Annotated in this window: 17 protein-coding genes and 1 pseudogene; 10 read left to right on the top strand and 8 right to left on the bottom strand. The window is 60.4% G+C overall.

From position 1 onward, the window contains the following. The first annotated feature begins 355 nt into the window (after positions 1-355). From A2G96_RS33280 to A2G96_RS34115, 4 genes and pseudogenes are all read left to right on the top strand, one after another. A complete protein-coding gene (locus A2G96_RS33280; protein WP_150124116.1) occupies positions 356-985 on the top strand; it encodes a hypothetical protein in 630 nt (209 codons plus the stop codon). After that, a complete protein-coding gene (locus A2G96_RS33860) occupies positions 982-2,943 on the top strand; it encodes a helix-turn-helix domain-containing protein (RefSeq protein ID WP_167354361.1) in 1,962 nt (653 codons plus the stop codon). Before A2G96_RS33280 ends, A2G96_RS33860 begins: the two co-directional genes overlap by 4 nt. Continuing rightward, positions 2,936-3,925 (top strand): ATP-binding protein, encoded by a 990-nt coding sequence (locus tag A2G96_RS32475; RefSeq protein WP_167354360.1) that lies wholly within the window; start codon positions 2,936-2,938, stop codon positions 3,923-3,925. Before A2G96_RS33860 ends, A2G96_RS32475 begins: the two co-directional genes overlap by 8 nt. Positions 3,926-5,514: 1,589 nt before the next feature. Next, positions 5,515-5,715, top strand: a pseudogene (locus A2G96_RS34115) (hypothetical protein); the annotation flags it as partial. A 757-nt stretch (positions 5,716-6,472) separates the two neighbouring features. On the opposite strand, the gene A2G96_RS33275 reads toward A2G96_RS34115, so the two are convergent. Beyond that, positions 6,473-6,781 carry a hypothetical protein gene (locus A2G96_RS33275; RefSeq protein ID WP_147316269.1) on the bottom strand — a complete coding sequence of 103 codons (309 nt, stop codon included), beginning with the start codon at positions 6,779-6,781 and terminating at the stop codon, positions 6,473-6,475. A gap of 424 nt (positions 6,782-7,205) precedes the next feature. Then, positions 7,206-7,601, bottom strand: coding sequence for a DUF305 domain-containing protein (locus tag A2G96_RS32470; RefSeq protein ID WP_082818930.1), 396 nt, complete (start codon positions 7,599-7,601; stop codon positions 7,206-7,208). Between the two features lie 201 nt (positions 7,602-7,802). Between A2G96_RS32470 and A2G96_RS33270 the strand changes: the two genes are divergently transcribed. The 6 genes from A2G96_RS33270 to A2G96_RS12010 all read left to right on the top strand — a co-directional run bounded on the left by A2G96_RS33270 (position 7,803) and on the right by A2G96_RS12010 (position 14,407). Continuing rightward, on the top strand, positions 7,803-8,027 hold the full coding sequence (locus A2G96_RS33270) for a hypothetical protein (RefSeq protein ID WP_147316270.1): 225 nt from the start codon (positions 7,803-7,805) through the stop codon (positions 8,025-8,027). A gap of 1,529 nt (positions 8,028-9,556) precedes the next feature. Continuing rightward, entirely contained in the window at positions 9,557-11,059 is a 1,503-nt protein-coding gene (gene istA / locus A2G96_RS12030; protein ID WP_062797539.1) for an IS21 family transposase, read from the top strand. Next, the gene (gene istB / locus A2G96_RS12025; protein ID WP_062797542.1) at positions 11,046-11,813 is read left to right on the top strand and encodes an IS21-like element helper ATPase IstB; all 768 of its coding nucleotides are present in this window, start codon (positions 11,046-11,048) and stop codon (positions 11,811-11,813) included. The genes istA and istB overlap by 14 nt, the downstream gene beginning before the upstream one ends. After that, positions 11,810-12,016, top strand: a complete 207-nt coding sequence (locus A2G96_RS12020) for a hypothetical protein (protein ID WP_062797544.1) — start codon at positions 11,810-11,812, stop codon at positions 12,014-12,016. The genes istB and A2G96_RS12020 overlap by 4 nt, the downstream gene beginning before the upstream one ends. Positions 12,017-12,152: 136 nt before the next feature. Beyond that, on the top strand, positions 12,153-13,787 hold the full coding sequence (locus A2G96_RS12015; RefSeq protein WP_082819048.1) for an FAD-dependent oxidoreductase: 1,635 nt from the start codon (positions 12,153-12,155) through the stop codon (positions 13,785-13,787). Then, a complete protein-coding gene (locus A2G96_RS12010; protein WP_062799437.1) occupies positions 13,784-14,407 on the top strand; it encodes a c-type cytochrome in 624 nt (207 codons plus the stop codon). Before A2G96_RS12015 ends, A2G96_RS12010 begins: the two co-directional genes overlap by 4 nt. Before the next feature lie 832 nt (positions 14,408-15,239). Here the strand turns inward: A2G96_RS12010 and A2G96_RS12005 are convergent. From A2G96_RS12005 to A2G96_RS11980, 6 genes are all read right to left on the bottom strand, one after another. Then, complete coding sequence (locus A2G96_RS12005; protein ID WP_062799435.1) at positions 15,240-15,578, bottom strand: copper-binding protein; 339 nt, start codon at positions 15,576-15,578, stop codon at positions 15,240-15,242. Continuing rightward, positions 15,575-18,748, bottom strand: coding sequence for an efflux RND transporter permease subunit (locus tag A2G96_RS12000; RefSeq protein ID WP_062799432.1), 3,174 nt, complete (start codon positions 18,746-18,748; stop codon positions 15,575-15,577). Before A2G96_RS12000 ends, A2G96_RS12005 begins: the two co-directional genes overlap by 4 nt. Continuing rightward, on the bottom strand, positions 18,745-20,322 hold the full coding sequence (locus A2G96_RS11995) for an efflux RND transporter periplasmic adaptor subunit (RefSeq protein ID WP_062799430.1): 1,578 nt from the start codon (positions 20,320-20,322) through the stop codon (positions 18,745-18,747). Before A2G96_RS11995 ends, A2G96_RS12000 begins: the two co-directional genes overlap by 4 nt. Beyond that, on the bottom strand, positions 20,319-21,626 hold the full coding sequence (locus A2G96_RS11990) for a TolC family protein (RefSeq protein WP_062799428.1): 1,308 nt from the start codon (positions 21,624-21,626) through the stop codon (positions 20,319-20,321). Before A2G96_RS11990 ends, A2G96_RS11995 begins: the two co-directional genes overlap by 4 nt. A 72-nt stretch (positions 21,627-21,698) precedes the next feature. Beyond that, entirely contained in the window at positions 21,699-22,097 is a 399-nt protein-coding gene (locus A2G96_RS11985) for a hypothetical protein (RefSeq protein WP_062799425.1), read from the bottom strand. A gap of 160 nt (positions 22,098-22,257) precedes the next feature. Then, on the bottom strand, positions 22,258-22,479 hold the full coding sequence (locus A2G96_RS11980; RefSeq protein ID WP_062799422.1) for a hypothetical protein: 222 nt from the start codon (positions 22,477-22,479) through the stop codon (positions 22,258-22,260). Positions 22,480-22,761: the final 282 nt, after the last annotated feature.

Raw genomic sequence — 22,761 nt, 5'->3', positions numbered from 1 at the left:
TCCTCCTCCCGTTAAGTAACTGATAATCACCTCGGCTGGCTTCTGGCAAATCCGATAGTGCTTGCGTATTTCCGGGGAGGCAGCTATGACAAATATGATCACGAAGCGCTCGTGGTCAAGACGCAACAAGGCGCGAGATCAGTAGCGGCTGATCTCGCGCCCAATTTCAAATCATCCGACCCGATGAAAGGGAGCATTATCGCCTGAAAAAATCCTGGCCAGTGCCTTTCGCGCGCTTGCCCGAAATTTCTCCAAGTCTGGATTGACTCTGGTTCATTTTTGCCAGGAAGTCAAGGGGATCTTTTGTTTGCCGCCGCGTTAAGCCTGGTCTCATCCCTCAAACTGAGGAGCTGCGATGAAACACGAGGCACATGCGGTAGTTACGCCGCGTACGATCGCTGCGCGGCATTATGTTGATTTGCCTGGACGAGGCTTGCGCAGTCTGTACGTCTTTGAGTCTCCCAAGAATGACAAACGGTTGGCGGTATTTGGGCAAGTTTGCTTCTGGCACCTCATGTTGGCGGAGGGGAATCCCGAGATTTGCCGGTATCTCTTGTGCTCAGATCTTGCCGCCGATGTTTCCGCTTCCAACGCCGTGGACGTCCATTATATGGATGAAACCGTTGAGCGCTGGTATTTCAGCAGGCGTGGCTTGCCAAAGGAAGATCAATGCCCCTATCCCATCATTGTTAAGACCGAAGTACAAATTCGTGCTGCCGGGCTACTCCCGCATAATTGGCGATTCCTCTGTGCAGCACGTACCCGTGCTTATGGCAAGTACGCAGGCAAAGAACTGTTAGTGCTCAGGGGACTCTTTGAGAACCGCCATACCGTTGCGCTGAGCGAAGTTCTTGCTCAACCAGGCATAGATGTTGCCATTATGCTCGCCGCCGTTGCGCATCAACTGGCGGTAGGCGCTTTGCGCACCGAACTCAAGAAGCAATTGTTTTCACGTCGTTCCTTGATAGCGAGGATCGAAAAATGAAAACAGGTGCGAGACGTTCCTTGATTCCTGCGGCATTGCAGGATATTGAAGCTTGGCCAGATATCGATGTGTCTCAACTCGATGAAAATGGGCGTCGTGGAGTAGCGCGCAAAAAAGAAGCAATCGCCCTCTACATGGCAGGATACAGTTTCCGAGACATTGCAGCACAAACGCTGATCTCAGATGATAATTTACGTCGCATCATCAAACGTTGCCTCGTCGTCGCTCCGGATAGGCGGATCTTTGGTTTTCGTGCGCTTCATCCCGGGCTTCACGTGGTGGCATACACGCGCACTAAACCGGTGGTGAGTAATTTCGTATTGGGCACAAGTTGCTCAAGCGGATTCGCTGGTGCACTCGGGCAGCTGTTTCTCCGGTTTCCCTGGCTACGTAAGCGAGTCGAAAAACAGTTTCTGGGTCAGAATGATGATGGCGAGTATGTCGAAGCCAGGAAGTCAATTGCCAACATTCACAAGGAGTTCTTTGAGGAATTGAAAGGACAGCTCAAGCCGGGTGAGTGGCCGTTGAATACGGAGAATCACGGATACTCTGCGCTGCAGAAATATTTGCACTCGCGGTTGAAAACCAGTCCTACCGCATACATCCGGGAGCGCAGTGGGGAGGACGCCGCGTGGCGCTTGAGGATCGGGAGAGGGCATCCACGCTTGATCCAAGCGTGGATGCCATTTTCGATCTTGGAATTAGATTATGTCCGGCAGGATGCGCCCGGGTACATCGAGTTCGAGGACCGCTATGGCCACCTACATAGATTGCTTGTCGCTCGTTGGTATGTCGGGTTGTTGGCCGACGAGTGCAGTGGGGGCATAGGCGGCTATCACGTCGCTTATGAGGCCGAGCCGTCGTCCGATACGGCCCTCCAGACTGTCCTTAGTTCGTTGATGCCGGCAGCACAGGACGACGACGCACCACTGATGCGCGATGTTGTACCTGAACAGGCTTCGCTCCTGTCGAATCTGATTCCCCTATGCGCCCGCCAGGGGTGTTGCTTACTTAAAGTCGACAATGGGTGGGCGAACGTTGCCAATGACTTTGTGAACAATGTCATCGATGTACTGGGTTGCGCTGTCGAGTTCGGCGTCCCACGTGCCTGGTGGCTTCGCCCCTTCATTGAACGACTCAATGGAAAGCTCGCTGAACGGGGCCTCCATCGACTTCGGTGTACCTATGGCAGTGGGCCGCATGACCCGCGGCGCCGCGAGCCAGAGAAGGAGGCAGCACGGTACACGCTGCGTGACAGGGATCTTACGGCAATCCTCGATGCCGTCATCGCAGAACATAACACGGTATTTACGCCGGAAAAACTCTTCCGAAGCACGATTCGCGACACCTTGGAAGGTTTTGCGATGCGGCCGGAACTCGATTGGGTACCACAGCCTTTGCCAAACGCGAGCGAGCCAGAATTACGACTACTGATGCATAAGGTGGTGGCCAGTGTCCGTGGTTCAGTGAAGAAGGGCATGCGGCCCTACGTTCAATTTGATCGATGCCGCTATACAAATGAGCGACTTTCCTCTGACTTCACGTTGATTGGACAGAAAGTGGAGCTTCAAGTCCAGCGGATGGACATTCGCAAAGCATGGGCCGTCGTTCTCAGTACTGGGCAGGACCTCGGGCAATTAAATCCGGACGCCCGCTGGGCTGACTGGAAGTACTCGATTCTGGCTCGCCGACTCATGAATCGTAAAGCCTTAGCGAGTCCGGCCGAACGAGACCCTCAGACTGTGCATGAAACTATTAGGGCGAGGCGTCAAGCACTCATCGACCAGAAGCCAAAAAAGCGAAGCAAACGCGAAGCTTTGGAAATCGCCAAACTACAGCGGCAGATCGCGTACGACCCAGCGGAGAAGCCAACCACGTCATCTGCTGAGCATCGCAGCAGGGACCTCCGGGGAGTGTTCACGGGATTCCGCAACACAAGGAGAGATGATGATGTCTGAAAAGAATGTCGATAGTCTCCGTAGCCGTCTGCAAACCGGTACACATCCGCTTCTCGCGCACGAGACCAATAGTCCCTTGTGGACGCCGCCGATAAGACACGCGTATGCCGCATGCAAGCTATGCATATTGCAGCGTCGAAGCTTCTACATCTCCGAGGATAAGGGGGAAGGGAAAACGTCATTTCTGCGGGCTTTGCGTGAACAGTTGCCAAACGACTTTGAAGATTGCTTTGCAATCATATTCTATGCAGCAGCAAACAGACACGCAAATTCGATTCGTGCATATTTCATCGAATTCCTGCGATCGATAGATCATCCTACTCTCACCGGAGAGACTGCTAGGCTCAAAGCGCGAGTCGTCGATAAGTTGGAGGTGTTGGCTAGCATGACGCTGTGGAAAATGGTGGTCTTGCTTCTCGATGAAGCTCAGGCATTTCTACCCGAGGACTTTGGATTTCTAAAAGATATACAAAATGAACTGGAAAAAAAGGGGATATCGTTGACCGTGGTGACCTGTGGCGAGGAACCCCTTATGAAGAATATGCTGACAACCATGATAGAGAAAGGACCTGCCGGTGCGTGTGCCGATAGGTTCGGTCTTCATAGAGTGCGACTGCGCGGCTACGGCAAGGATTCCCTGCGAGAGGTGCTTCGCGCTGTCGATTCCAAGATCTGGCCGCCGGGCTCCGGATGCACGTGGACTCGATATTTTTTTCCCAAAGCGTTTTCAAACGGATTTCGGTTCGAGAATCACGTGGACGACCTCTGGGCAGCATTCACGGAGTTTGGTCAAATTAGAAAGAAGGAAATAGAAGACGAAAATGGCCATAGAGAGGAGGAATGCCTGCTAAGCCGTCGAATTTTCGAAGCGCTGCCATATTTGGCTGTTCGTGTTGCGGACGACGACTTTGACCACGGGTACTTGAAGAAGAGATTTTGGACTGCGGCGGCAGCGCATGCTGTCGGTAAGTTAGACGACTAGAAACTGGTGGTCCGCATGGTTACGGTAGCGACCGACAAAGGCAAGCGACTGCTGGGTTGGACAGGCGTCGAGTGGGGCCCGCTTCCCTATGAGTCGACCCTGTCTGTGTTGATGCGATGGGTTCAATTGAATGACCTAGGCGAGGGCGAGCTAAGAAGGCTGCATGTCAAACGTTACTGGGGTATTAGGCATGAATCTTACTTCGAAGTGTCTGATGCCTTAGCCGGAGCCTTGGAGACTGCTGCGGTCATACTGCAGCGCCCGGCTGAGGAAGCGAACACCATGAGTGGGCGCGCGGCCTGCCTCTTAAATGCAATGTTCTCGTCGACGCTGAGGATATGTCCGCTGTGTTTGGAGTCGGGATACCACAGCTTTTGGTTCCAATGCGTTGCGCTTCCATTGTGCCCTGTCCATGCGGTACCGCTAACTTCCCTTTGTCAGAGCTGTGGGCACCCCTTACCTCCCGTGGTTGACGCCTGCAGCTCGTGGAAACCTTATCAGTGCAACGAATGCCTATCGTGGATTTCAGGCGCGGAGTTTGTCCCCGCAATGCATCACGAATTTCGAGATCACGGACGAGAACTTCACCGACGGTTTGACAACCTAATGGCTTGGACAAACCGTCTGCATATGGCTCATGCTGAGGTTGGGTCTGCCGATGCTGCGGTAAGTCGGTACTGGCAATGGCGTGAAACACTTGCCTACGCGTTATGCGTGCGCCTTGCCCCAGTCCTACCACCAAGCCTGGAGAATTCGAAGCACGCTGTAACGATACTCAGTTGGTGTTTGCGTCGAGATGGAACGCAATTGTTTTACGGTAAACGTCGGACGGAGGAGCGACATTACGTCGATCTCGTGTATCGCGCTACGCTACGCATGCTGGCGAAATGGCTGTTATCAAGATTGCTACTGTTCCCGGAGCGACAATGTTCGATAGTGTGGACCGACGGTGTTCAATTGAGACTACGGTCGCTAGATCGTCACGTTGCAGCCCTTCACATTCTCCGGTATTTTTTTGACGGCGGGGCGGCTTCGTGCCGGTACGCATTGACAGACGGTCTTCGACATGTCTACGCGGGAAGGGAGGTGCAATCTTTGTACGGCCGCTGCCTAACCCGCTTGTCCGTGCGCGCCGTGACGCTCTGCCTCTATGCCACCATCTTCAAAATCCTTGGTCGCGGAAAGCCATTGTATTGGCAAAGTGTTCTGGTTGAACTCATGGAAAGTTCGACTATGGCTATTTTTGGGAATGAAGGGTGTTGCCGGGGCTTCATCGCATTCGAGAGTGTGGCGGGTATGCCGTTAAGGCCGTTTCAGTGAACGGAGTCATACTGAGGAAACGCGGACGGCAGCGCGCATTGGAGGGGATGTTGCCAGAGCTGAAAATACTCGATCGGCCCGGTCGCCAGATGATGTTCGCCCTAATTTTTGCGCCGTAGCGCATCGATAGTCAACAAGCCAGAATTGGCGTGCAGCTTGGCTTTTCTGATCAATGGCTTCTGTTATTAGTTGTAAGCTTACGCGCTGGCGAGGCGCGTAGCGCCGCCACGCAACCGCCGTTGTGCATTCTCGACGTCGTCGAGCGCCTGATTGACCTTAAGATGTCCATGTTCCTCGAGGTCGAAGGCGCGGCGCACTACCTGCCCGCCTATGCCGGCAACCTGGACGCCATGACCAGCGCGGCGTTGCGCACGGCCGAGACCCCGGCCAAGGCAGCTGGCACGCACCGGTTTGAGAGGCGATACATGAAGACGCTCTATATCTCGTGGGCTAAACCTCATTACGACTAGCATCACCGAAGCTGTACGTGGCGAGCCTGGTTGACCTGGTCAACGGCTGCAAGGCGAATATCAAGACGAACAGTAAGGCGACAATGTGGAGATCGTTTTGCTAGGCACCAACTGCGTATTCGCGGATGCGACGAAAAATCGATCCGGGCGTTGTTGCAAGCAATCGACGTTGCGTGCTGGCCCGCAGGAACTAATCGGACGTGGCCGGGATTCTTTTTCCCGTGTGCCGTCGCACACGGACTTTTACTAAAGAGGCATGCGGAGATGTTGTGGAAGGACCTTCAGTATGCCGGATTAGTGCGTCCTTGGGAGCCCAATTGGCGCCAATGACAGAGGAAAAAAACCGTCCAAAGCCGAAAGGTATTTGACGCAATCGTCTGAGCCGTCACAGCGCATGCTGAACAGGATAGTGATTCATTTACCGCTTACCGAGCGGGATTGGCAACGAGCAGCTGTGTTTGCGGCCGGCGTGCCAGACGCTTGAGAAGTAAGCAAAATGAGCAAGAACAACTCAGTAGGAAGAGCGCCTCTGGAGGAATGGACGGGCGCCCGATAGCGCTCTCTTCCTGGGGAATCCCACGCCTCCCTAATTCTGCGGTTCGCTTGGCTAAACGTTCTTCGTTCTCCTGGTTTAAGGCCGTTTACCGAGCCGATGATGAGCGCCTCGTGTGCTGTGCTGAGGGATGCTCAGGCATCGGTGGCCTATCCCGAAATGGACAGCGTGTCATGTATAGCGGTGCGTCATACACCTTATGCATCACTTGGTCGGCCTATTGCCGCTATTGCAGAGGACAGTAGCGCGGGCGCGATTCGCATTGGCGATACGATCCAGAAAGTCCTGTGTGTTGGCATGCTGTCGGGCGGTGATCTCGCCTCGCGTCAATAACTGATCGTTGATGCATTCCGGTTCGGCGATTGCCCATTGCTCCGCAAGCACGACTAGGTCAAACAGCGTCGGCGCTCGCATGACGGTTGGCAGAGCGGCCTCGGTACCGCGTCGTCTTGGATTGGACCAAAGATGCATGCCTGCACGCAGCGTGATGCCATGCCAACTGAACGATTTCATCTTCGACTCATGGGAACGTGGTCTCGTTACCACTGCCTGTTGAGCATCGGCTGCGGGATGGCAGCTCCGCGTGCCAAGGTAGCCAGGCGGCTAGGGCCTTCCGCGCATACTGAAGACCCCCGGATTCGATTGCTAAGTTGTAATGCGTGCGCAACATCACGGTTAACTCGTGCGTTCTATATTTGATAGTGCCTGATCGACGCTGGCGGGGTAAGCGGCGCGTCCATCTTGCCATAGCTGGTGCCTCTCTCCCCGGGGTCCAGCATGCTTAAAAGTCCCCGCAGCACCTAGGCTGCGGGGACTTCGTTTTTTTCGATGCACAGATTTCGACGAAAAAGCCCGAAATCGGCATCCGGCGTACCAACCCCGGATGCCGTTGTGCCGCTTGTGCTCCTCAGATCAATTGGGGCGCCAGAGGCCAGGGTCACCCGGGTGTCTTGCCTTGGTCTAACCAGCGATCGAACTTGCCGATATCGCGTTGTGCATCCTTGATGATCTGTTTCGCCAAGGCTTTCATTTCTTTCGAGTCGCCTTTTGCCAGTTCAGTCTTGGCCATGTCGATCGCCATCTGGTGGTGCATCTTCATCATCGTGGCAAAATCCTTGTCAACGTTGCCTGACGGTTGCATCGCCAACATTTTGTCCATGCCTGGCGCCATCGAGCCGTGAATCTCTTGTGCGGCGGAGCCGCCTGGCACGGCGCTTTGACCGTGTTCACCGGAAGCATGTTGCGCAAGGCCGGATGAGATGCCCGTCAGCAAAAGGCAAGCCGCCACAACAAGCCGGCGATTCGTATGCAGTTTGGGTTGTAGGATCAGCATGACGGATGCTCCGCAAGAAAGAAGACATTGGCTGTGCACCGCTCCTTTTCAAGCGCACATACATCTTCAGTCATCCCCGCGATGTTGGCCGCGAGGGCTACCGTGTAGCGGCATGCAGCGGCTGCATGCCGCTAAACGGCTGGTAGTCTGGAATGTTAAAGTCACGCTCCAGCATTTCGCGTCAATGCCCATGCCTTCGGCATGCCACGTCTCGTTGCACATCCGGATGAGCGCATCATGCCGCCGATCTGCGCCGGTGATGCGGACATTGAGCGGCTCCAGCGAAGTGAAGTGGTGCCTGCTAAAGACTTCGAGAAAGGCGTGCTCAAAGCCCTTGCCCAGTTGAACTCGTTCGAGGATCTCGATGGCGGCCTGCTGCTTCGGCCGGGCTCGGGGCTGATAGGGAACGCCATACCAATCGCGTAGCATCGCGAGTAATCGCAGGATCTCTTCCCGCTGGGCACGATTCTCCTGACGAGCATTTGACTTGATCTTGTTCTAAAGTTGGCCGCTACGGCGCGGGTCGGTACCAGGTAGCCAACTCGGTCATGCGCAAGGCGGAGTAGTGATGGTCGATCAGGAGCACCATCAGCGCAACTTCAAAGTTGGCTGTGATGGCGCGACCAAGGACGGCAGACCAAGTGGGCAGGGCCGACATTGTGAAGAGTCCCGCCGCCATACAGATGCGCCACGTGGGGAGATACTGAGCGCGGCGGCTTGATCGTGGGTGCCAGCCCCTCCCTCTGCGATGCGTCGTTGGGCCGTGTGCGGTTCATGGCAGCCTCTCCTCATCGATCTCTCGTTGGTATGCGGACCATTGTAGAAGGCACATCGTTTCAATCAAGAAGTAGTCAGGTTTGACTTTGCTCACATGGCGAAACATACAAGGACACGTAGTAGAACATGCGCGCGCGTGGCGGATGGCAACGGAGCAATATGAAAGTGGCAGCGTGGTAAATCGCGATTTCTCTTAATTTTCCGATCCGTCGCAATGTTTTCGCTCGCATTGATTACACGATAATGACGCGCGCGTAAGGTTCCCCTTGGCAAGCGTCATGCGTGCATAAGCCGACTGACGACGACATTGAGTTGGCACTTTAAATGCCGTGCTGGTGGAAGTGTCACCAAACTGCGCATGGCCAACTGTGAATGGCTGTCTAAAACCGGCACTAAACGGCGGCGCGGCTTAAAGATGCGGAGCAACTCCTGCATTGCAGGATTGTCTCGAGGTCTTCTGATTCGATATTGAAGGTGGCCACCGGGCGCGTCGGAGCGAGCCCGTAGGGCGAGTGCAGACGCGCCCGGTGATGGGCATTCCGCAAGGTGGTGACGTCGCAGTGGGGATGCGGTAAAAAGGTTGGCTTTACCGCCGAAAAGAAACAGGCACGACACCGGTCCAAACCGCCAAGTTCATCCCGATGTCGTGCCCCACTCGTGCCAAGGGCGCGCGTGCCGAGCCAGTATGGCACGGCTCGTCCATCCCGTCGAGGCCGTTTCGGCATGACTGGGGGATCGCCGATGCCGGCCACGGGCCGCCTCTTTGTGTGCGCCCATTGCCGGGCGCAGGTCGTTGTTTGCCGCCGCTGCGACCGCGGTCAGATCTACTGCAATGGCGGCTGCTCGCAAGCAGCGCGTCGCGCCAGCCTGCGCGAGGCCGCTCAGCGCTATCAACGCAGCCGCCGCGGCCGCTTGGCGCACGCGGAGCGGATGCGCCGCTACCGCTGTCGCCAAAAGAAAGTGACGCATCAGGGTTCCGCCGCGCAGGCCGCCGATGCTCTACTGCCGCTGACCTTGACGACGCCGGCCAGAGCACCGGCGCCCGCTGGCGCCTCAACACCGGTGCCTGAGCATTGCCACTTCTGCCGTTGCACATATTCGGGCTTTGTCCGCCTCGGACCACTGCGTCGTCGGGTCTTCCGTGATGTTCGTACGACTGACCGCACAGGACACGACCCATGACCATTGGAGTAGAACTTGAAGCCCAGATCCTGCGTTACTACCACGTCGAGAAATGGCGCGCCGGCACCATCGCGCGCCAGTTGCATGTGCACCGCGACACCGTCCAGCGTGTGCTGGCGCAGGCCGGCCTGCCCAGGATTGGCAGCGTGCAGCGGCCGTCGCAGATCGACGCCTACCTGCCATTCATCCATGAGACGTTGAAGAAGTTCCCGTCGCTCACGGCCAGCCGCCTGTATGCGATGGTGACCGAACGCGGCTACCGCGGGAGCCAGCACCACTTCCGGCACATGATCGCGCTGCACCGGCCGCGCCCACAGCCGGAAGCCTATCTGCGTCTGCGTACCTTGCCGGGCGAACAAGGGCAAGTCGATTGGGGTCACTTCGGCCATCTGCAGATCGGCCGCGCACGCCGGCCGCTGATGGCCTTCGTGATGGTGCTGTCATGGTCGCGGCAGATCTATCTGCGCTTCTACCTTGATGCACGCATGGACAGCTTCCTGGCCGGCCATGCCGGTGCCTTCGAAGCCTGGTCCGGCCTTCCCAGGGTCCTGCTCTACGACAACCTGAAGAGTGCCGTGCTGGAACGCCAGGGCGATGCGATCCGTTTCCATCCGACACTGCTCGCGTTCGCGGCGCATCACCGCTACGAGCCCCGGCCGGTTGCCGTCGCCCGTGGCAACGAGAAGGGGCGCGTCGAGCGCGCCATCCGCTATGTACGCGAGAGCTTCTTCGCCGGACGCACCGTGACCGACCTCGATGAGCTCAACGCCCAAGCCGCCCATTGGTGTGCGGGACTTGCGGCCGATCGTCCCTGCCGGGAAGAACCGACGATCAGCGTACGCGAGGCGTTCTCCCGCGAGCAGCCCAGCCTGCTCGCCTTGCCGGAGAATCCCTATCCATGCGAACTGCAACTGGCTGTCAAGGTCGGCAAGACACCGTATGTGCGCTTCGATCTGAATGACTACACGATCCCGCATACGCATGTGCGACGCACGCTCACGGTGCGGGCCAGTCCCCGGCAGGTACGCATCCTCGATGGCACGGAACTGCTCGCCACTCATGAGCGCAGTTACGATCGCGGCGCGCAGATAGAGATTGCCGCGCACATCAATGCCTTGGTCGAACGCAAACGCGAAGCCCGCCACCATCGCGGACTTGACCATCTGGCTCGGGCGGCGCCGGCCAGCCAGGCGCTGCTGCAGCGCGCAGCGGAACGGGGCGGCAATCTGGGCAACATCACCACCCACCTGCTGCGGCTGCTCGACCGCTATGGCGCCGCTGAATTGCAAGCGGCGATCGAGGAAATCCTCGCCAGCGATGCGGCGCCTCACCAGAATCCGGTGCGCCTGGCGCTGGAGCGCCGGCGCGAGGCGCGCCAGGCACCGCCGCCCGTGGGTATCCATCTACCTGAACACGTCCGGCACAAGGACAAGCTGGTGATACCCCACCGCCTCGACATCTACGATCAGCTCACGGGAGATGCCAATGAACACGCCTGAGAACCTGCAAAGCCGTGCGAACGCCTTGCGCCTGCATGGGCTACTGGCACACTGGCCGGAGGTCGCCGACGCCGGCTGGGTGGCGCCGCTGCTGCAATGGGAAGAAGAGGAGCGCTCGCGCCGCTCGCTGGAGCGACGCATCCGGGATGCCCGACTGGGCAACTTCAAGCCCTTGTGCGACTTCGACTGGGCCTGGCCGACGCGCTGCGACCGGGCCGCCGTCGAAGAATTGATGTCGCTGGAGTTCGTCAAGGACTCGGCCAACGTCGTGCTGATCGGCCCGAACGGCGTCGGCAAATCGACCCTGGCGCTGAATCTGGCCTATCAGGCGCTCGTCCAAGGGCACACAGCGCTGTTCACCACCGCCGGCCAGATGCTCGGCGAGCTGGCCGCCCTCGACAGCGATTCGGCCTTGCGTCGACGCCTGCACCGCTATGCCTCGCCGGACGTTCTGGTCATCGACGAGGTCGGCTACCTGTCGTACTCGAACCGACATGCCGATCTGCTGTTCGAGCTCATCAGTCGCCGATATGGCGCCACCAGTACGGTGGTTACAACAAACAGACCATTCGCCGAATGGTCGGAGGTGTTCCCGAACGCCGCCTGCGTCGTCTCGCTGGTTGACCGACTGGTGCATCGTGCCGAAGTCATCGCGATCGAGGGCGAGTCGTATCGCGTCAAGGAAGCGCGTGAGCGGGCCGATCAGCGAGCAAAGAAACGCAGCGTGGCCCGGGCGGAGAAAAAGCCATCATGACGCATCTGCACCTGCCTTCAGGAATCACCAACGGGCTGGACTTCCTGATCCCAGACAACTGGTCCCCAGAACAGGCCCTCGCCGTCGTCGAACTCATCGACGATCTACGCGAGCGAATCTGCGCGCACTACCAGCTCGCACTGCATGACCTGCTGCGTGAGCAGCGCTCGCCCCCCGAGAAAAGCCTCGACGATCCGTTCTAGCCTGCACCATCCAACCCAAACAGCAAGGGGCCGCATGCGGCCCCTTGCTGTTGACCTTCTGACCCAACCATACGCCGCCATTTACTGTCGCTTTTACACCGCCGTCAACACCAACTGAGGGAGGCTACGGATGGGCATGACATCACTGTGGGCGGCGACTTCTACATTGCCGCACCGGGCGGCGCTGACCGGCCGGATTCAGGTTGAGGTCATCGTGGTCGGCGCGGGCATTGTCGGCCTGACTACCGCGCTGATTTTGGCCCAGCAAGGGCGTTCGGTGGCTGTCATTGATGCGCATCGCATTGGGCGCGGCGCTACGGGCGGTTCGACAGGCAATCTCTATGCAACGGTCGCTGACGGTCTTGCGGCCCTTGTCAAGAAATGGGATGCCCAGACAGCGCGAGCAGTGGTGGCTTCACGCACTGAAGCCATCGCCTGGATCGAGCAGCAAACCACTGTCAGGCATTCAGACTGCGCGTTTCGGCGCTGCCCGATGTTCCAATACGCGATTAGTGAGCAAGCAGAAGGGCGACTTCAGGACGAGTTGGACGCGGCGAGATTGGCGGGCATGGCCGTTGACTGGACTGACCACGTGCCAAAGCCGCTACCTGTACCTTACGGGCGGGTTCTGGTGTTGCCCGGGCAAGCCCAATTCCATCCACTGCGCTACATGCATGCCCTGGCCGCGCACGCCGAGCAATGTGGAGTGCAGGTCTACGAGCACAGTCCAGCCATGGAGCTGGATGCGGGGTCAGGGGTCGTGCGGACCCCCGCTGGCAGGCTGGTCGGTCGCCACATCGTGCTGGCGACGCATACTCCCATTGGGTTTCATTTTATCCAGGCGGGCATGCAAGTTCGCCGCGAGTATGGCCTCGCCTTTCGGCTTGGGGGAGATGTTCTAGCGCCAGGCATATTCTGGGCCTTGGGCATGCCGCGTTTATCCGTGCGTTCATTCGAAACCGACGGCCAGCGGTATTTGCTTTGCATTGGTGAACATCACGAAACGGGTCGTCATGATGCCGCCGCGGCTCTGGCGCGATTGATCGCCGAAGCGCAGACCGCCTTGCAGTTAGGCGAGCCGGCCTGGCGGTGGTCGGCGCAACACTATCACTCGCCCGACGAATTGCCCTATATCGGTCAGGACAGTGCTGGCTTCTATGTCGCCACGGGCTTCTCTACCGACGGCCTTGTGTACGGCACGCTGGCCGGTCGACTGATTGCTGACCAAATCAATGGGCGTGAGAATCGTTGGAGCGAATTGTATCGCGTGCGTCGGTTTCATCCTGGGCGGGCAGGGTCGGACATGTTCAAGGCGAACACCGGCGTTGCCAAGGAGTTCTTCCACGACTATGTGACGTACCGCAGCGCCAAGCCGGCGCAGGCGCTGGCGCCGGGGCAAGGGGCGATCGTGCGGCTGGGGCACGAACGGGTGGCGGCCTATCGCGACGCAGCCGGCGCGCTTCACGTGGTATCGGCAGTTTGCACCCACATGAAGTGCATGGTGCACTGGAATGCCGTCGAACGCAGTTGGGATTGTCCATGTCATGGCAGCCGGTACTCCCCCGATGGCCAAGTGCTAGAAGGCCCGGCGCTGTCCCCGCTGCGCAATCAACTGGTCCTCCTTCAAAACCACGAAGTCGGGGAGTGCCATACAACCGAGACGGCGTCAAATGACACGCGCGGGCGTCCCGCTATGTCAGCACGCCAGTCCGATGACGAAGGTGCGCGGCGTAACGCTTCCGACGCGGCCAGCGACAGAGACTCGCAATGAGAACCTTCACAATTTCGATCATTGCGCTGCTGCTCCTTGCCGCCGCAGCTGTATTCGGGATCGCGTACTCGGGCGCCTATAGTGTGGCCGCCGACGAACCGCACTGGCCGATTACAGAGAAAGTCCTGGCGATGGTGCGTTCGCGCGCCATTGGCCAGCAAGCCGACAAACTGGAGCCGCCGAATCTGAATGATGCCCAGCGCGTTCTCAAAGGCGCCGGCCAATATGCATCCATGTGCGTGGCGTGCCACCGCGCACCGGGCTTGCCCGACAGCCAGTTGACGCGTGGACTGTATCCCGCGCCGCCGCGCCTGGACCAGGGCCGGGCCGATCCGAAGCATGCCTTTGTTGTGATCAAACACGGCTTGAAGATGACCGGCATGCCAGCGTGGGGCAGCGATCACGACGACGAGGCAATCTGGGATCTCGTCGCTTTTCTGGATAAGCTGCCCGCCCTGACGCCAACCGAGTACCGCGACATGGTCGATCGGTCGGCTGGCGACAACAATGAACAGTTCGGTGCAGAGATTGGTGGGCACCGTGCGGCTGGCCCGCGCCAGCCCGCAGCGCAGGCATCGGGCCAATCAGGAGCAGAAAAAGGGGGGCAGCACAGGCAGTAGCCATGATGCCGCGCAACATTGATCATCATCCCGAACGCGAGCATGCTCCCAAGGGCAAGTTGCACACAGCGGTACCAAGTACAGCCCACATCTTGGCGCGGTTTGCCGACCTCCCCCTCATTCCGTCAAGCTCATGCCGCGTCGATGACGAGGTTGCCATTAGGCATTGGGCGCGTCCGTTCGACCAAGCGCCATTGCCCGGGAGATCGCGACGGCGATGATGGCAACGCAAGGTGACGTCAGGAAGGGAGCGCCATGAATAGATCGACCATTTGGAGAATCATCTTGACCGTACGCGCTACCATCGGCGTGATCGCCCTCTTGGGTGCGGTCGGCATGCTGTTGATGCACCAGCGCATGATGGGCGGACTGAGTTGTTGCTAGTCTGGGCGGCAGCGTAGTGCGCCGAGCAAGGGCATGACCGCCCCGTCGATGCCGAGGCAGGCACGAACCGGTGCTGCATCGAATTCCGCTGCGAACGAACCGTTGTGGCCGCTATTTGCGACGTCTCGTCGATTTTCTGTTGCGCTTACGCGACGCCGCGCCGCGCGGATTGCGCATTCTCGAGGCAGGGCCATGTCGGCGTCTGACATACCAGGCAAACAGGCCGAGCATACAAAGGATGATTGCCAGTGAGCTCAGGACGACAACAAGGACATCGTGGGGCAGATCAAAAAGGGAGCGGGGCACGATAGGGGTTCGATTTGGATCTGGCCTGTCAGGGACTCTGCGCAATGCAACGCGAAACCAGGCGGCTTGATATTAGCAAGCCTGCCAGGAGCTAGGGCGCGCACGGCCTGCTTGGCAGCAAACCGTGCGCGCATGGCGTGAATTATTTGCGCTGCATGTCCACGACCGTGGGCGCGCCATCCACCTTGTCGAAGGTCACCGACACGGCTTCGCCTTCCTTGAACTGGCTAAGCGAGGCGCGATCCTTGACCGGAAACGCCATGGTCATTCCGGGCATGCCCAGGTTCTCGATGGGGCCGTGCTTGAGCGTAACCTTGCCGGCTTGCGCATCGATCTTCTTGATCTCTGCGGGCACCGGTCGAGGTGCCTGTGGTGAGGCGGCCGGGGCCTTCATGTCCATGCCGTCCATTGAACCCGCGGCGAATGCGACCGGCCCAGTAAGGATGGCCACGACGGCCGCGAGGGTTTTGAGGTATTTCATTGCGATTCCTCCTGAGGTGAGAGGTGGTGGGGGGAAAGGGAAGTCTGCTTGAGCTGGCGGCGGCGTAACAGCAGGTACACCGCCGGCACCACAAACATGGACAGCAGCGGCGCCGTCACCATGCCACCAACCATCGGGGCAGCGATGCGCTGCATTACTTCTGAGCCGGTGCCGTGCGACCACATGATCGGAAGCAGGCCGGCCAGAATCACCGCCACGGTCATCGCCTTCGGGCGCACACGCAGCACGGCGCCTTCCTGGATCGCATCGAGCAGGGCCGCGAGATTGCTTTGACCATCCTCAAGCCGTTCCTGCCAAGCGTGTTTCAGATAGAGCAGCATGATGACGCCAAATTCCGCAGCGACCCCGGCGAGTGCGATGAAGCCGACAATCCCGGCTACCGACAGGTTATAGCCCAGCAGATAGAGTAGCCAGAAGCCGCCGATCAAGGCGAGCGGTAGCGTCCCCATGATGAGCAGCGCCTCATCCAGCCGGCCGAACACCAGATAAAGCAAGACGAAGATGATCAACAGGGTGAACGGCACCACCACCTTCAGCTTGGCGGTAGCGCGCTCGAGATACTCGAACTGCCCTGACCAGCTCAGGGAGTATCCGCCTGGCATCGGGACGGCTTTGGCCACCGCCGCCTGCATGTCCAGCACGGCCGAGCGCAGGTCCCTGCCGCGAATGTCGACGTAGATCCATCCGGAGAGCCGCGCATTTTCACTGCGCAGCATTGGCGGTCCTTGCACGACCTGGATGCGCGCAACGTCGGCCAGGGTTATCTGCAGCCCCTTGTCGGTCACGATCGGCAGACTGCGCAGTTGCTCGATGGAGTCCCGATAGTCGCGCGGATACCGGACATTGATTGGATAGCGCGCGAGCCCGTCGACCACTTCACCGACGTTTTCGCCGCCGATGGCCGAGGAGACGATGGCCTGAACGTCTTCAATGTTCAGGCCATACCGGCCGGCAACCGCCCGGTCGATATCCACGTCGATGTACCGGCCGCCAGTGAGCCGTTCGGCCAGCGCGGAGGTGACTCCGGGGACCGTCTTGACGGCCTCCTCGATGCGAGTAGCCAAGCGATCGATTTCCTTCAGATCCGTACCGGCGACCTTGATCCCCACTGGGCTTTTTATGCCGGTGGCGAGCATGTCGATGCGGTTGCGGATCGGCGGCACCCAGATGTTAGACAGCCCTGGCACCCTGACGACCCGATCGAGTTCCTCCACCAGCTTGTCGGTGGTCATGCCGGCACGCCATTGGTCCTTGGGCTTGAACTGAATGGTGGTCTCGAACATCTCGATTGGCGCTGGATCAGTAGCGGTATCGGCGCGGCCCGCCTTGCCATACACCGTCGCGACCTCCGGCACGGTCTTGATGAGCCGATCGGTCTGTTGCAGGAGCTGGGAGGCCTTGCCTGCGGAGAGACCTGGCAACGCCGAGGGCATGTAGAGCAGATCGCCTTCATCCAGGGGCGGCATGAATTCGCCGCCGATGCGCATAATGGGCCACGCGGTGGCGACGAGCAGTACGGCGGCAATCGCCAGAGTGGTCTTCGGATAGGTGAGCACCTTGCCAAGCAGCGGCTGGTAGCCGCGAATCAGCCAGCGATTGAGCGGATTGGCCTGTTCCGACGGAATCTTGCCGCGGATCATGTAGCCCATCAGCACCGGTACTAAGGTGACGGACAATCCCGCAGCGGCCGCCATGGAATAGGTCTTGGTGAAGGCCAGCGGCGAAAAGAGACGGCCCTCCTGCGCCTCCAGCGTGAACACCGGGATGAACGACAGCGTGATGATTAACAGCGAAAAGAACAGGGCAGGCCCGACCTCGGCGGCAGATTCGCCAATGACGCGCCAGCGCTCCTGCGCGCTGAGTTCGCGTTGTGGGTTATCGGCATGCCAATGCTCAAGATGCTTGTGCGCGTTCTCGATCATCACCACCGCGGCATCGACCATCGCGCCAATGGCGATGGCAATGCCGCCCAGCGACATGATGTTGGCATTCACGCCCTGGTAGCGCATCACCAGGAAGGCGGCCAGCACGCCCAGCGGCAGCGAGACGATGGCCACCAGCGCCGAGCGCAGGTGAAACAGAAACACCAGGCAGACCAGCGCCACGACCGCAAATTCCTCGATCAGTTTGGTGGTGAGGTTGTCCACCGCCCGCTTGATCAGTGCCGACCGGTCGTACGTCGTGACGATCTCGACGCCCTTGGGTAGGCTCTTCTGTAAGGTGGCGAGCTTGGCCTTGACCGCTTCGATGGTTTCCAGGGCATTTTTGCCCGAGCGCAGCACGATGACGCCACCGGCCACTTCGCCCTGGCCATTCAGTTCGGCAATACCGCGCCGCATCTCGGGGCCGAGCTGCACGGTGGCAATGTCGCCCAGCCGTACCGGGATGCCCGCGTCGCGGGTGACCAGCGGAATCTGGCGAAAGTCGTCCAGCGTTTTCAGATAACCGGTCGCCCGGACCATGTATTCCGCTTCGCCCAACTCCAGCACCGAGCCGCCGGTTTCCTGGTTGGCGCCCTTGAGCGCTGCCAGCACCTTGGCTTGGGACAGGTTATAGGCGCGCAGCCGATCCGGCATCAGCACGATCTGGTACTGCTTGACCATGCCGCCGAGCGAGGCCACTTCGGCGACGTTAGGCAGGGACTTGAGCTCGAAGCGCAGGAACCAGTCCTGCAGTCCCCGTAGCTGGCTGAGGTCATGCTGGCCGGTCTTGTCGACCAAGGCATACTCGTAGATCCAGCCGACGCCGGTTGCATCGGGCCCGAGCGCGGGCTTGGCTGCCGCGGGCAATCGCGACTGCACTTGGTTCAGGTACTCGAGCACGCGTGAGCGCGCCCAGTACAGGTCAGTCCCGTCTTCGAACAGCACATAGACATAGGAGTCACCGAAGAACGAGTAGCCGCGCACGGTCTTCGCCCCGGGCACCGACAGCATGGTCGTGGTGAGCGGATAGGTCACCTGGTTTTCTACGATTTGCGGCGCCTGGCCAGGGAATGGCGTGCGGATGATCACTTGCACATCGGACAGGTCTGGCAAGGCGTCAAGCGGTGTACTTTGTACCGCCCAAAGTCCCCACGCGGTCACCATGACGGTGGCGAGCAGTACCAGGAAGCGATTGCGGATGGAGGCGAGAATGAGTCGGGCGATCATGGCTTGGCTCCCGCAGTGGTGTCGGCCGTCTCGACCGCCGACAGGGTCGCCACGCCGTCCTTATCCAGTCGGAAGCGGAACCTGACCTGATCCCCGGACTTGAATCCCTTGGGCATGCCGGCCGGCGGCGCGCCAAACTCCATCGCCATGGCGCCCCACTGCGCCGAGGGAATGGCGCCATGGGAGATCGTCATGCTCTGCTCGGTCACGGCCTCGATTCGCCCAACGCCTTGATGTTCCGGCCCGGGCGCCGCAGCGGCGCCAGGCGCCGACGCGCCGGCTGCAGAGGCGGCTGTGGGCGCGGTCATGCGCTGAGTAGTGCCGCGCAGGCTCGCCTCCGAGTCGATCAGGAACTGTCCTGATACGACCACCTTCTGACCCGCTTTGAGCCCTTCAATGACTTCGGTTTCACCGCCTGCCGCCGCGCCGGTCTTGACCTCCACGGGGCTGAAGCCGCCTTGGCCGGATGCGACCATGGCGATGGTGCGCGTGCCGGTGCGAATCAGCGCCTCGGTTGGCACGAGCACACGATCTGGCCCTGGGGCGGCGTCAAAGCGCACCGAGACAAACATGCCGGGCAATAGCTGACGGGCCTTGTTCTGCAATTCGATGCGCACCTTGACCGTGCGGGTGCCGGCGCTGATATCTGGCAAGATGGCGTCGACCTTGCCCGACAGCGGGTGGCCGGGCAAGGCTGCCGCGGTGGCCGACACTGTCTGGCCGGGCCGCAACGGGGCGGCCTGGCTCTCAGGCACCTCGGCGATGACCCAAACGGTTGCTAGGCTCGCAATGCGAAACAGAGTCGTTCCCGGCGAAACCGTCATGCCATCGCGCGCCCCGATTTCGGTGACGATGCCGTCGACCGAACTGGTGATCGCCAGCCGCGGCTGCAGTTTGCCGGTGGACTGGACCAACCGGATATGGCTCTCGGTCATACCCACCTGACGCATGCGCGCAATGGCGGCCTCACGCAGATCGCGCTGGAGGCTGCCGTCCATCCGGCTCACGGCCAGATATTCCTCCTGCGCGGCGACCCATTCCGGCGCATAGATTTGCGCCAACGCTTGACCTTTGCGGACCGGATCGAGGGTGGTCCGGGCATACGCGTGTTCCACGAACCCGCTGGTGCGCGCCTGGAGCACTTCGATGCCGCGTTCATTGATCGCGACATTGCCCGGGACCTGCAAAGCGGCCTCCAGCCGGCCGGTCTTGACCTCGGCCGTGCGAATGCCAAGGTTCTGTGTCACGCGGCTGTCAATCGTGACGGCCGCACCGCCGCTGGCTTCTTCGTATACCGGCGACAACGGCATGTCCATGTACGGTGACTTGCCCGGCTTGTCAAAGCGCTGTCCTGGCACCATCGGGTCATGCCAGTAGAGGATGCGCTTGCCAGTTTTCGGGTCGATATCGCCCGCCTTGAGCGCGGCACCGCTGGCGCCGCTCGTGTCCCTGCCAAAGCTCGCCGATGCGGGCGACTGCTGGCGCCCTTGCTGTTGACCGAGGAAATAGGCCGCTCCAACGCTTGCCACCACCATCAGGCCTGCCACCGTCCGTGCGATCGTGGTCTTGTTCATGGTTGAGCTCCTTGCAGTGACGTGGGCTGGGCTGCCGTGGGTAATGGCATCAGGAAAGCCAGATCCGCCCAGAGTCGGGCGGTAGCGGCTTCAAGCTTGAGGCGCTCGAGCGAAATATTGAGCGCCTTGCGACTGGCATCGGCGACGGCGGTCAGGGTGCCTGCGCCCGCGCGATAGGCGGTCAGGGCCGCTTCGGTCTGGGCCTTAGCCAGTGGCACGGTGGTGTTCCGATAGCGCTCGAGCCGCGACTGGCTGAGCGACAGCTCCGCCTGCTTGCCACGCAACTGTCCGATCAAGCCGCGGCGTATGACCTCGGCTTGCGCGCGCGCGGCGTCGGCCTGCGCCAGCTTTGCGGCGAGTTCCCGATCCTGGCGCTGCTTCTGGTCCCAGGGAAGCGGCAGTGAGACATTGAGAGAAACCATGTTGGAGTAAGCGGGGCCACGCTGGCTGTACATCAGTTCCACGCTCACATCCGGGATCTTGTTCTCCCGGGCGACGCGGCTTTCGGCCTCGGCGACGCCGACCTGGGCCTCGGCCGCCGCCACGTCTGGCAGTTGCGCCACGCCGTCGGCCTCCAGGGTGTTGAGCCAAGCCGGCGCCTCGAGCGCCGGGCGTTCGGTCAGCGGGCGCTCGGCCGCCTGGCCCACCCAGCGGCGCAGCATCGCACGGGCTGATGCCAGCGCCGCGCGAGCCTCGTCTTCGCGATCCTGCAGTTGCTGGAGTTCCAGTTCGGCGGCCACGATGTCGGCACGGGAGCCGCGGTTGCCGCGATAGGCGGCCTGCGCCGCGTCTACCATCAACTGGATGGAGTGCGCCTGTTCGGAGAGCACACTGTAGGCGCGCTCGGCATACCAGCGGTCCAGCCAGGCCGTCGCGGCGCCGCGCTGCACCGTGGCGAGCGCCGCCGTACGCTGGGCCTCCGCCGACGACGCCTCGGCTTCGAAGCGCTGGGCGCGAGCCTCACGCTTGGCCGATCTCGTGAACTCCTGCATCAGGCTGATCGAGCGCATCGTCATCGATTCCGTGCCGAGGGAAAACCGGTCGGGTCCGTTCGCCGGTACGTTATTGACACCGACTTTGAGCACCGGATCCGGCAATTGCCGGCCAGCGACCGCCATCTCGATGGCGGACTGGACCGCCGAGCGCGATGTTTCGGCGTCCGACGAGCCGGAAGACGCGAGGGCTACCGCTTCCTGCAAGGAGAGTGCGGCCGCCGGCTGCGCCCATCCGGGATGGGCAGCGGCGAACAGCGTAAGGGCCAGCGTCAGCCGGCACCCATACGCAAAGGGAGAACGCAAATGCATAAAGCCTCCGCAAAGCAACGACCACCCTGAACACCATGGTTCAGGGCACGATAGTAGGCGTTGCTGCGGAGGCTAGTTTCGGAAACAGCAGTGGAGGATGGGCAGCGGGCGAGGGGGCCCGCGTGGCACCGCGTCGGCGTAGGCGGCTCGCTGGCTGACGACTACCGGCACCAACGCCGGCTCAACCAGATTGACGAGCACGGGCTGGAACGCTGGAATCTGCGGGCTGGGGTGGTCGGCCGATTTGGAGCCAAGCTGGCAGTGCTCCAGGCACAAGCCGTCATGGGCAGCCGGCGCTTCGGCCTTCTGCGTCATGTCGGGACAGGACTCGGTCATACCGGCCATGTCCGTCATACCGTCCATCGAATACCGGCTGCCCGCGCAGGCGTAGGCCGCCGCTGCCAGCTGAACTGTCAGGAAGGTACTCAGCAGGAAGGCGGCAAGGCAAAGCCGGCGAAAGCGGATACGCACGTGGGAAACTCGGTTTGAGCCAAATGGTAGCAGCGTTTGGCCGCTTTCGGCACTTTGCCCTCGCGGCCGTTTGCCGCAGATCAAATGCGACCCACTTGTGGCATCGCCCAATCGAGGCGCTCCGATGCGCCACGCCAACGCAGCGCATCGGAGAAGCCGGTTACTTGGGCTGACCCATCATTTCGCGGCACTTTTGCATCATGGCGGCATGGTCACGCCTCATCGCGGTGTGGTCCTCTGCCTGCTGCGCCTTCAATTGTTGCGCCTCAGCCCGCTTGGCGTTGCGAGCCTTTTCGATCACATACCAGTCCGGACCTGCGACTGCTGACAGCGAGAGCCCAAGGGCGACGGCGCCCCCTAGCGCGTGAAAAAAGAATTTCATGATGTTCCTCGTTCTGGGTATGCAGCGCGCCGCTTAAACTCACCAGCGAGCGGCAGGCGACACTGCAAATGTCGAAATCAGACAGGAGCACGTTGGTGCGATGGCACCAAGCGCGGCACCCTGCCGTGCGGGACCGCCCTACAGACAGAACCGTTTGGGCGGGCGCTCGAGGCGAGGCGGAACGACGGAGCGATATGCGAACTCCGGATGCGCGACCAACACGCTGGTCCATGCATCCGTGGGGGCGGCGGTGGCCAACGGCGTGCCCGCGAGGATTGCACA

Source organism: Cupriavidus nantongensis (assembly GCF_001598055.1).
GTDB classification, from domain to species: Bacteria; Pseudomonadota; Gammaproteobacteria; order Burkholderiales; family Burkholderiaceae; genus Cupriavidus; species Cupriavidus nantongensis.
Note: the sequence above shows the minus strand (reverse complement) of the source record. Positions and strands in the feature narration are given on the sequence as shown.

What these genes read in the sequence shown, in the direction of transcription:
- A2G96_RS33280 (WP_150124116.1), top strand. Translation starts at nt 356, where the DNA reads ATGAAACACGAGGCACATGCGGTAGTTACGCCGCGTACGATCGCTGCG.
- A2G96_RS33860 (WP_167354361.1), top strand. Translation starts at nt 982, where the DNA reads ATGAAAACAGGTGCGAGACGTTCCTTGATTCCTGCGGCATTGCAGGAT.
- A2G96_RS32475 (WP_167354360.1), top strand. Translation starts at nt 2,936, where the DNA reads ATGTCTGAAAAGAATGTCGATAGTCTCCGTAGCCGTCTGCAAACCGGT.
- A2G96_RS33275 (WP_147316269.1), bottom strand. Translation starts at nt 6,781, where the DNA reads ATGAAATCGTTCAGTTGGCATGGCATCACGCTGCGTGCAGGCATGCAT.
- A2G96_RS32470 (WP_082818930.1), bottom strand. Translation starts at nt 7,601, where the DNA reads ATGCTGATCCTACAACCCAAACTGCATACGAATCGCCGGCTTGTTGTG.
- A2G96_RS33270 (WP_147316270.1), top strand. Translation starts at nt 7,803, where the DNA reads ATGCCACGTCTCGTTGCACATCCGGATGAGCGCATCATGCCGCCGATC.
- istA (WP_062797539.1), top strand. Translation starts at nt 9,557, where the DNA reads ATGACCATTGGAGTAGAACTTGAAGCCCAGATCCTGCGTTACTACCAC.
- istB (WP_062797542.1), top strand. Translation starts at nt 11,046, where the DNA reads ATGAACACGCCTGAGAACCTGCAAAGCCGTGCGAACGCCTTGCGCCTG.
- A2G96_RS12020 (WP_062797544.1), top strand. Translation starts at nt 11,810, where the DNA reads ATGACGCATCTGCACCTGCCTTCAGGAATCACCAACGGGCTGGACTTC.
- A2G96_RS12015 (WP_082819048.1), top strand. Translation starts at nt 12,153, where the DNA reads ATGACATCACTGTGGGCGGCGACTTCTACATTGCCGCACCGGGCGGCG.
- A2G96_RS12010 (WP_062799437.1), top strand. Translation starts at nt 13,784, where the DNA reads ATGAGAACCTTCACAATTTCGATCATTGCGCTGCTGCTCCTTGCCGCC.
- A2G96_RS12005 (WP_062799435.1), bottom strand. Translation starts at nt 15,578, where the DNA reads ATGAAATACCTCAAAACCCTCGCGGCCGTCGTGGCCATCCTTACTGGG.
- A2G96_RS12000 (WP_062799432.1), bottom strand. Translation starts at nt 18,748, where the DNA reads ATGATCGCCCGACTCATTCTCGCCTCCATCCGCAATCGCTTCCTGGTA.
- A2G96_RS11995 (WP_062799430.1), bottom strand. Translation starts at nt 20,322, where the DNA reads ATGAACAAGACCACGATCGCACGGACGGTGGCAGGCCTGATGGTGGTG.
- A2G96_RS11990 (WP_062799428.1), bottom strand. Translation starts at nt 21,626, where the DNA reads ATGCATTTGCGTTCTCCCTTTGCGTATGGGTGCCGGCTGACGCTGGCC.
- A2G96_RS11980 (WP_062799422.1), bottom strand. Translation starts at nt 22,479, where the DNA reads ATGAAATTCTTTTTTCACGCGCTAGGGGGCGCCGTCGCCCTTGGGCTC.